Source organism: Actinophytocola sp., from assembly GCF_045807065.1.
GTDB lineage: Bacteria > Actinomycetota > Actinomycetes > Mycobacteriales > Pseudonocardiaceae > Actinophytocola.
Map to the genome: position 1 here is coordinate 1 of NZ_JBJMIE010000563.1, position 9699 is coordinate 9699.

At 72.3% G+C, this 9699-nt stretch carries 5 protein-coding genes and 1 pseudogene; all 6 read right to left on the minus strand.

Annotated features, from left to right (window positions below; translation table 11 throughout):
* The coding region (locus ACJ73U_RS33010) for a class I adenylate-forming enzyme family protein (RefSeq protein ID WP_407781660.1) at positions 1–1061 on the minus strand (1061 nt) is incomplete at its 3' end.
* Positions 1062–1084: 23 nt separating this feature from the next.
* Positions 1085–2053: a TauD/TfdA family dioxygenase gene (locus ACJ73U_RS33015; protein ID WP_407781661.1), complete on the minus strand. Its 969-nt coding sequence runs from the start codon at positions 2051–2053 to the stop codon at positions 1085–1087.
* Positions 2050–2985 (minus strand): HpcH/HpaI aldolase/citrate lyase family protein, encoded by a 936-nt coding sequence (locus ACJ73U_RS33020; protein ID WP_407781662.1) that lies wholly within the window; start codon positions 2983–2985, stop codon positions 2050–2052. Before ACJ73U_RS33020 ends, ACJ73U_RS33015 begins: the two co-directional genes overlap by 4 nt.
* 28 nt (positions 2986–3013) lie before the next feature.
* The gene (locus tag ACJ73U_RS33025; RefSeq protein WP_407781663.1) at positions 3014–3937 is read right to left on the minus strand and encodes an AAA family ATPase; all 924 of its coding nucleotides are present in this window, start codon (positions 3935–3937) and stop codon (positions 3014–3016) included.
* A gap of 52 nt (positions 3938–3989) precedes the next feature.
* On the minus strand, positions 3990–9491 hold the full coding sequence (locus ACJ73U_RS33030; RefSeq protein WP_407781664.1) for an amino acid adenylation domain-containing protein: 5502 nt from the start codon (positions 9489–9491) through the stop codon (positions 3990–3992).
* A 72-nt stretch (positions 9492–9563) separates the two neighbouring features.
* A pseudogene (locus tag ACJ73U_RS33035) lies at positions 9564–9692 on the minus strand (phosphopantetheine-binding protein); the annotation flags it as partial.
* Between the last annotated feature and the right edge of the window lie 7 nt (positions 9693–9699).

Below are 9699 nucleotides of genomic sequence, written 5' to 3' on the forward strand. Positions count from 1 at the left end.
CCGCCGCGCACCATGATCTCGCCCGGCGTCCCGTCGGGCACCGGGTCACCGGCCTCGTCCACCACCGCGAGCTCGAAGCCGTGGCAGGCCCGCCCGACGGTGCCCGCCCGCCGTTCACCGTCCGCCAGCCCGTTCGCGGTGACCTGCCCCGCGGCCTCGGTCAGACCCCAGATCTCCACCACCGGCGCCTGGAACACCGTCTCCAGGCCCGTCCTCAGCTCGGCGGGCAGCGGCGCCGACGCGGACCGGACGAACCGCAGCCGCACCGCGTCCCGCACCCGAGGACCGGCCGCCACGACCGCGTCGTGCATCGCGGCGTGCACGGTGGGCGCCCCGGTGGCCCACGTCGGGCGCAGCTCGGTCAGCCAGTCGGCCAGCCGGGCCAGGTCCGTGTCGCCCGGACACATCACCTCGCCGCCGGCACACAACGTGGCCAGCACCGCGCCGTTGAGGCCGTGGTTGTGGAACAGCGGCATCAGGTTGAGCACCCGGTCCCGCGCGTCGACCTGGAACAGGTCGACCGGCCGCCGTGCGCCGGCCAGCCACTGCTCGTGGGTGAGCGCCACCAGCCTCGGCGAGGCGATGCTGCCGGAGGTGCCGATCAGCACGGCGGGATCGCCGGGCCGCGCCGGCCGAACGGCCGGGTCCGCCGGTCGGCCGGCGGTGTCGAGGTTCTCCAGCAGGACCATCGGCTGGTCGATGAACTCGGTGGCGCCGACCGAGTTCGCATCCGGCGCCAGCACCAGTGACGGTCGCGTCTTCGCGACGAGCGCGGTCAGCTCGGGCAGGGTCACCCGTGGGTTCACCGGCACCGCGACGGCGGCCGACAGCACGCCGAGCACCGCGACGACGCTGTCCACGGTGTTGGCGACGGGCACCAGCACCCGGTCGGTCCGCCCGATGTCGAACCCGGCCAGGTGCTCGCCGATGGCGGCGACCCGTTCGGCCAGCCGCCGGTAGGACACCCGGCGTCCACCGGGCGCCCGCAACGAGGTCGCGTCCCCGCGTGCGGCGGCCCGAGCGGCGAGCAGCCCGGGCACCGTCCTCTTCGAAATGTCCACAACAGACTCCACAGATGACATGGTCAGCGGCGTCCTTCGCCCGCCAGCACGACGAACACCTTGCGCGTGCCGACGAACGGGCGCCGGCCGTGCGCGACGCGGCGGTTGTCGACGACGGCGAGGTCGCCGCGTCGCCAGACCACGTCCACCGCGACCCGTTGGTAGGCCTCCCGGATCTCGCCCACCGTGCGGTCGGGGATCGGCTCGCCGGTGCCGAAGTAGGTGTTGACCGGGATGTCCTCCTCGGCGTAGATGCTGCGCAGCGACCGGGCCAGTCCGTCCGGCAGCGTGGACGTGTGGAAAGCGGCCACGTGGTTGAACCACCTCGGCACATCGCCGGTCACCAGCGTCACCGGCCGCACCGCACGCAACCGCACCCCCTGGTCCCGCCACTCGAGCCGGATGTCGTTGGCACGGCAGTACTCCTCGACGTGCTCCCGCGAGGTGGTCTGGAAGACCTGCTGCCAGTCCAGTCCGGCGGAGCCACGCAGGTTCCGCACGTACATCCAGTCCTTGGCCTCGAACTCGGCCAGGATCTCCGGTGGGATCTCCCGGCGGACCCGCGCGCAGTCGGCGAACACGGTCTGGCCGCCCCGCTCGGCGGGCTGGCCGCAGTAGAACAACAGGTGCTCCGGCCACGACCTGGCGTACGACAGCTCGTTGTGCAGGAAGATCTCGGCGTGCGCCGGGTAGTCGGTCGCGGTGAACACGCCCTCCCCCACCGCCGTGCGCGGCGACGACTGCTCGGCGTAGGGGGTCGGCTTCGAGCCGGTGATGGCCAACATGGCGTCCCGCAGGGTGCCGCCCGCGACGTCGTCGACCGGCCGTAACCCGGTCACGACGACCACACCGTGTTCCCGCAGCACACCTTGGACGTCGGCGAGTCGTTCGGCCAGCACGACGTCCAGCGGCACCCGGCCGTCGTCGCCGCCGCTGGCGTCGAGCAGCCACGGCACGGCGGTGTCCGAGCGGCTCTGGTGTGACACGGTCATGGCTGGCTTCCTCTCTGCCCGCTGGGAACGGGGTCCGCAGCGTCGGTTACTCGGGCTGACCGGCCGAGGGTGACCCTGGCCACGCGGTCGGACGCGACGTCGACCATGGTTTCCTCGACGACGGTCGCGCCGCGGCCCGCGCCGGCGGCGTCGGCGAAGGCCGCGATGGTGCGTTCCGCCTTGGACACCAGGGCAGCCGGTGGGGTGAAGCACTCGTTGAGCACCGGGATCTGCCCGGGGTGGATGGCCCACTTGCCGTCGAACCCCATCCGGAACCGGGCGGACGCGGTGCGGCGCAGCCCGTCCAGGTCGTAGAGCGCGACGTACGGGCCGTCGACCAGCGACACGCCCGCCGCGCGTGCCGCGGCGAGCGGCGCGATCGCGGTGGCGTTCAGGTAGTCCATGTCCACGCCGTCGAGGAAGTGCATGTCCGCGGCGAAGTCCAGCCCTTCGGGCGCGAACACCACCGAGAACACCCGTGGGCTCGATGCGATGATGTCGCGGACAGCCAGCAGGCCGGCTCCGCTCTCGATGATCGGCTCGATGAGGGTCCGCCCGGCCAGCCCGGTCGCCTGCTCGATCTGGCCGAGCAGCCCCGCGACGCCGGTGACGTCCGCCGGGCTGTCGGCCTTGGGCACGACCACGTAGTCGAAGTGGTCGCCGACCGCCTCGAACACCTCGACCAGGTCGCGGTAGCACCACCGCGTCGACCAGGCGTTGATCCGCATGCCGAGGCTGGTCCCCGGTGGTTTCGCGGGGGCCATCTCGATCGCGTTCGCCCTCGCCCGGTCCTTCAGTCCGTCCGGGACGGAGTCCTCGAGGTCGAAGAAGACCGTGTCCGCCCCCGATACCAGCCCACGCGCCATCATCGCGGTGTCCGTGGCCGGCACCGACAGCACCGATCTGCGCCTCGCGCCGTGCGGCACGTCCATGTTTTCCCTCCTTCGGTGAGCTTTCGCCTCAACTCACGGCGCGGACGACGCGTGCCACGCATTCGTCCAGCGGCGCGTTGGTGTCCACGACCAGGTGCGGTTCGTCCCATGGCTCCCACTTGGCCCGCATCCGGCCGACGTGCTCCCACGACACCGAGCTCGGCCAGCCGGGAATGCCTCGACTGCGGTTGTCCACTCGCGCGCGGTGCACGGCCTCGTCGGAGCACACGCACTCGACACCGACGAACCGGGCGCCGAGGCTGACGGCCACCTGTTCCCACCGTTGCCTGGCGCGCCGCAGGTGCCCGCTGGTGTCCAGCACCACACTCAGCCCGAGTTGTAGCTGACGGGCCGCGGAGGCGGTGAGCACGTGGTCCGCCAGCGGGACCCCGTTGTCCGGCCGGACGAGTCCGAACGGGGTGAGCGCGCCGAGCTGCCAGTCCAGCGAGAAGGCCGGCGCGCGCAGCCGGATGGCGAGCCGCTCGGCCAGCGTGCTCTTCCCGGTGCCGGGCAGGCCGGCCAGCACCACCAGCGCGGGCGGCCCGTCCTGGCCGTCCTCGGCGAGCCGTTCGAGTAGAACGTAGGCTTCCCCGGCCGCCTCGCCGACCAGCGCCTGGAGCTCCGCGCGGGCCTGCGCCAGCGCGGTGGTGTCCTCGGCCGCGGTGAGCCGGAGCAGCCCGAGCACCAGGTGCTCGCAGCCGCTCCACCCCATGCCGAGCCGTTCGGCCTCGCGTTGCGCGCGGTCCAGCAGGTCACCCCGATCCACCTCGTCCGCCGTGCCGGCACCCGGGGACACCGCCGCCAGCCGGTCCAGCAGGCGGGCACCGAGGCTGCGCTGCTGGGTCGCGATCGCGGCGAACAGTTCGGCGGCCGTGATCTTCGACCGGGCGCCGTGCTCGTCGAGCGACTGGACGACCGCCTGGGCGAACGGGTCGAGGGGGAACGCTGGCATGGGTTCTTCGATCACCAATCTGGTTTCGGGGTATCGGGCGGGACGGGTCCGGTCAGGACATCGCCGGCTCCTCTCCGGTCGGCGTCGGCGGGAAGAAGCCGGTCGCGGTGAAGTAGCCGAGGTAGGTGCCGAGCAGGACCCGGTCGGCGCGCGGGCAGCGGATCGTCGTCCCCGCCAACCCGTTCTCGGTGTTGGCCTGGTCGAACCGCAACCCGCCGACCGCCCGCAGGCCGGGCAGGATCGCGGTGACCAGTGCGGCGGCGAGGAGGTCGCCGTCCCGGGCGGACCGGTCCTCGACCTGCGCCACCCACTCCGCCAGCGACACCGGCCGCAGCGGGTGACCGGCGGCCCGCAGCTGTCGGACGATGTCGTCGAACGGCACCGGCACCGGGTTGGTGAGGTGGTGGGCACGCCCGTCCGGAATCCCGCGAGCCGCCAGGTGCGCCAGCGCCCCGGCCACGTGGTCGACCGGGACCAGGTCCACGGTGGCGTCCGGGCCCAGTTCGGGCGCCGTGCCGAGGACCAGCATGGCGCGGACCAGTTGCCAGAACCCGTCGCTGGTGGAGCACGCGCCGGTGGTGGCCGCGCCGCTGATCCTGCTCGGCCGGTAGATCGCGACCGGGATGCCCCGCCCGTGCGCGGCGCGGACCAGTTCCTCGGCGACCCACTTGGTCGCCGTGTACCCGTTGGCGGCCAGGGATCCCGGCACGACCCAGCGCTCTTCCGGCAGCACCGGCGGGTTGCCGTCCACGGCCAGCAGGACGCCGGTGGTGGACACGTAGTGCACCGGCTTCACCCGGGTGGTGCCCGCCAGCCGGAGGACCTCCTGGGTGCCGAGCACGTTCGCGGGTTTGAGCGTCGAGTAGGCGGCGACCGCGTTGACCTCGGCCCCGTTGTGGTAGATCACGTCCACCTCCCGGCTGTGCCGCGCGAACGCCGCCGCGCTGAGGCCGAGCCGCGGCGCCGCCAGGTCACCGGGTACCGCCACGACGCGGTCCGCCGTGGACTCGTCCCACAGCCCGTAGGTCTCCAGGTTCCCGCGGATCCGAGCGGTGGCAGCCGCCTCTCCGTCCGCCCGGACCAGGCACCGGACCTCGGCGCCGGTGGTGTCGAGCAGTTCCCGCAACAGGAACGCGCCCAGGAAGCCGGTCGCGCCGGTGAGCAGGATCGTGCGCGGCTCCGCCGGGCTCGGGGGCTCGGCGTGTTCGGCCGTGATGTCGGTGGGGAGCACGGCTTCGGCGGCCATGTCCACCGTGTCCGGCTGGTAGGCGCCCTCGATCGCGGCGGCCAGCGCGGCGACGGTCGGCCGTTCGAACAGCACCTGCACCGGCAGCTTCACCGAGAGGCGGTCCTGTATCCGCGCGATCAACCGGGTAGCCAGCAGGGAGTGCCCGCCGAGGTCGAAGAAGTCGTCCCGGATCCCGACCCGGTCGGTGCCGAGCACCTCCCGCCAGATCCCGGCCAGCGTCTCCTCGATCGGGTTGCGCGGGGCGAGGAAGTCCCGGTCGGAGACGGTTTCCGGGGTGGGCAGCGCCCGGCGGTCCACCTTGCCGCTGACGGTCAGCGGCAGTTCGTCGAGCACGACGAACGCCGAGGGCACCAGGTGCCCCGGCAGCACACCGCCGAGGTGCTCCCGCAGGTCCGGTGCGAGCGTGCGTTGCACCTCGCGGATCGCCCTGCCCCGGGACGGGTCGTTCACGCCTGCTGCCGGCGTGACCGCTCGCGCTGGGAACCGGACACGGGGTCGCTCCCCGGTGCCCGGCACGAACGCCACGTCGAACGAGCCGTCCGGCCGCCCCGCCGCCCAACTCGTGACGGCGGTGTGTCCGTGTGCGGCGGCCCACTCGAGCACGTCGTCCGGGTCCACCGCGTCGCCGGCCCCGGTGGCGCTCCCGCCGGCGCGGCGGACCTCCGCCGCCACCCGCGCGTTGGGCACGCCGAGCACGCTGAACCCCGCGCCGTTCGCGAGGCGGTCCCGCAGCCACCGCGCGGACAGCCCCTCGTCGGCCCAGTCGTGCCAGCGGTCGACGGCCACCGGTTCCGGCCGGCCCGGTTCTCCCCGGGCGTCCACGTGCAGCACGGCCGTGTACCGGAACTTCACCATCTCGTTGGGGAACCGGCCCCGCAGCGGTGACACCTCGACGTGCGCGATGTCCGGGATCTCCTCGGCCAGCGCCACGAACACGCCGGGATGCACCAGCAGTTCGTTCTCGTGGCTGGCAGCGCGCGCCACCCGACGGGCGAAGTCGGTGCCGACGCCGCCGCGCGCGGCCTCCACGCCGGCATGGTGTGCGTGCAGCAGCGCGGCGTTGCGCACATCGCCGACGACCAGAACGCCACCCGGCGCGACCAGCGACACCGCACCGCGCAGCACGCGCATCAGGTAGTCGGCGTCCGGGAAGTACTGCACGACTGAGTTGAGCACCACGACGTCGAACGAGCCCGGTTCGAACCCGGTGAAGTCGTCCGCGGCCCGGTGCAGCAGTTCGACGTTGCGCACGCCACGGGCCCGCAGGCCGCGTTCGAGGTTGCCCAGGGCCACCGACGCGAAGTCGGTGCCGACGTACGACTCGACCTCGGGAGCGACCCGCCAGGTCAGCAGGCCGGTGCCGCAACCGATCTCCAGTACCCGCCGGGGCCGGTGGACGAGGACCTGGTCGACCGCGTTGCCCACCCACTCGCGCATCTGGTCGGCGGGGACGGGTTCGCCCGTGTAGCTCGACTTCCACCCGGCGGTGTCGAAGTCGTCGGGTTCGCCCGCGGGCTGCTGGGCCTCGTCGAAGACCACCCGCCACTCGTCGAGCTGGGCCGCCGTCGACGCCGCGCCGGCCAACACCGCCGGTTCCGGGACGACGTACCCGACCAGGGCGTCGCCGCGCGCCACCACCACGGCGTCGCGCACCTTCCCGTGGCCGCGCAGAGCCACTTCCACCTCGCCGGGTTCGACCCGGAACCCGCGGACCTTCACCTGGTCGTCGACCCGGCCGAGGAACTCCAGTTGCCCGTCGGCCGTCCACCGCACCAGGTCACCGGTCCGGTACAGCCGCGAGCCGGCCGGGCCGAACGGGTCCGCCACGTACCGCTCGGCCGTCAGTCGCGGACGCCCGAGATAGCCCCGGGCCACCGTCGCGCCGGTCACGTACAGCTCACCGGCCACGCCGACGGGCACCGGCCGCAGGGCGTCGTCCAGCACGTAGGCGCGGACGTTGGCCAGCGGGCGGCCGATCGGCGGTTTCACCCCGGGCACGAGCGGGTCGCTCATCGTCACGCAGACCGTGGCCTCGGTCGGACCGTAGGCGTTGATCATCCGGTGTGCCGGTGCCCACCGGTCGACCAGTTCCGGCGGGCATGCCTCGCCCGCGACGATCAGGACCAGGTCGTCCGGCAGCCGGGTGTCGGCCGGGAACGCGGCGACCACCGACGGCGGCAGGGTCACCATGTTCACCGCGGCCGAGCGGAGGAAACCCGCCAGCGGCCGCCCCGGTTCCCGTTCGTCCTCGGTCGGCACGGCCAGCGTCGCGCCGCACGACAGCGCCAGGTTGATCTCCCAGGCCGCCGCGTCGAAGCTGAGCGACGCGAACTGGAGCATCCGCGTACCGCCGGACACGTCGAACCGCCGGGCCTGGTCGGCCACGAGCGCGGTCAGGGCGCGGTGCGGCACGACGACGCCCTTCGGGTTGCCGGTCGAGCCGGAGGTGTAGATCACGTACACCGGGTCGGCCGGGGCCAGCGAGCGGGTCCGTTCGGCGTCGGTCACGTCCGTCACGTCGGTCACGTCGCCGAGGTCGAGCGAGCCGACCGGCAGCACCGGGACGGCCACTTCGGACAACTCGACCGGGCTCGACACGAGTACGCAGACCGGGCGCGCGTCGTCCAGCAGGTAGGCGATCCGTTCCGCCGGGTGTTTCGGGTCGATGGGGACGTAGCAGGCGCCGGCCTTCTGTACCGCCACCATGGCGACGACCGCGTCGGCGCCACGCGGGAGCACGAGGGCGACCGACCGGTCCGGACCCGCGCCCTTCGCGATCAGCAGCCGGGCGAGCCGGTTGGCGCGGGCGTTCAGCTCGGCGTAGGTGAGCCGGGTGTGGCCGAACCGCACGGCCAGGGCGTCCGGCGTGCGCTCCACCTGCCGCTCGAACATCCGGGGCAGCGTCTGCTCCGGGACGTCGACCGCGGCGGCGTCGTTCCACGTCTCCAGCACTGCCACGCGCTCGCGCTCGCCGAGCAGGTCGATCCGGTTGATCGGCGCCGCGGGGTCGGCGGCGACGGCGGCCAGCACCCGCAGGAAGTGGTCCACCAGCCGCTGGACCGTGCTCGCGTCGAACAGGTCCACGCTGTAGAGCACGTGCCCGATCAGGGCGTCGCCGTGCTCGACCAGGTTGCATTCGAGGTCGACCCGGATGGTCTCACCACCCGCGCCGAACCGTTCACCGCGCGTCCCGGCCAGGCCCATCCGCTCCTGCGGCGCGTTCATGAGCTGGAACATGACCTGCACCAACGGGTTGTGACTCAGATCACGAACCGGCGCCAACTCCGCCACCAACTGCTCGAACGGCAAGTCCTGGTTCGCATACGCACCCAGCGCGGTCTCCCGCACCCGACCCAGAAGCTCCACAAACGACGGACCATCCGAGACATCGGTCCGCAACACCAACGTGTTCACGAAGAACCCGATCAACCCTTCCAGCTCGGGACGCACCCGGCCCGCGATCGGCGAGCCGACCGCGATGTCGGTACTCCCGGTGTACCGGGACAACAACAGCTGGAACGCCGCCAGCAATGTCATGAACAACGTCGCACCCTGCTCACGGCTCACCGCACGCAACCGCGTCACGACATCGGCCGGCACCTCGATGCCGACGGAACGGGCCGCGTAGGTCGGGGCAGCGGGACGCGGACGATCAGCGGGCAGGTCCAGACTCGGCGGCAGACCGGCGAGCCGGTCGCGCCAGTAGTCGACCTGGCCGCGCAGCCTCTCACCCGCGAGCCATTCCCGCTGCCACACCGCGAAGTCCGCGTACTGCACCGGCAGCTCCGGCAACGGCGAAGGCTCGTCGGCGAGAAACGCCCGGTACAGCGCGTTCAGCTCCGACATGAACACACCCATCGACCAGCCGTCGGACACGATGTGATGCATCACCAGGCAGAGCACGTGGTCCGCGGCGCCGAGACGCAGCACGGTCACCCGCAGCAACGGCCCCGAGGAGAGGTCGAACGGCCGGGCGATCTCGTCGGCCACGAGAATCCGGGCGGCTGCCTCGGGATCAGTGTCGGTGGAGTCCCTGTCGGTGGAGTCCCTGGCGGTGGAGACGTCGACGAGCTCGACCGGCACCGGACCCGCCGCGTGGACAACCTGGCGCGGTGTCCCGTCGACGCTCTCGAAGGTGGTGCGCAGCGACTCGTGGCGCGCGACAACCTCCGTCAACGCTCGCCCCAGCACAGCTACGTCGAGCTCACCACGCAACCGCACCACGAAAGGCGTGTTGTAGAAGGGATTGTCGGGTACGAGCTGGTCGAGGAACCACAACCGCTGCTGCGCAAACGACAACGGCAACAACCCACCCCGCGACACCACACCCAACCCAGACAACACACCACCACCCCCACCCGACACCCACAACGCAAGCTCACCCACCCGCGAACCCTCAAACACCACCCGCAACGGCAACTCAACACCCAACCGCTCCCGCACCCGCGACACCAACTGCGTCGCCAACAACGAATGCCCACCCAACTCAAAAAAATCATCCCCCACACCAACA

Bases quoted from the DNA above. Each gene is read 5' to 3' on its own strand.
- ACJ73U_RS33025 (WP_407781663.1), bottom strand. From the start codon at position 3,937: ATGCCAGCGTTCCCCCTCGACCCGTTCGCCCAGGCGGTCGTCCAGTCG.
- ACJ73U_RS33015 (WP_407781661.1), bottom strand. From the start codon at position 2,053: ATGACCGTGTCACACCAGAGCCGCTCGGACACCGCCGTGCCGTGGCTG.
- ACJ73U_RS33020 (WP_407781662.1), bottom strand. From the start codon at position 2,985: ATGGACGTGCCGCACGGCGCGAGGCGCAGATCGGTGCTGTCGGTGCCG.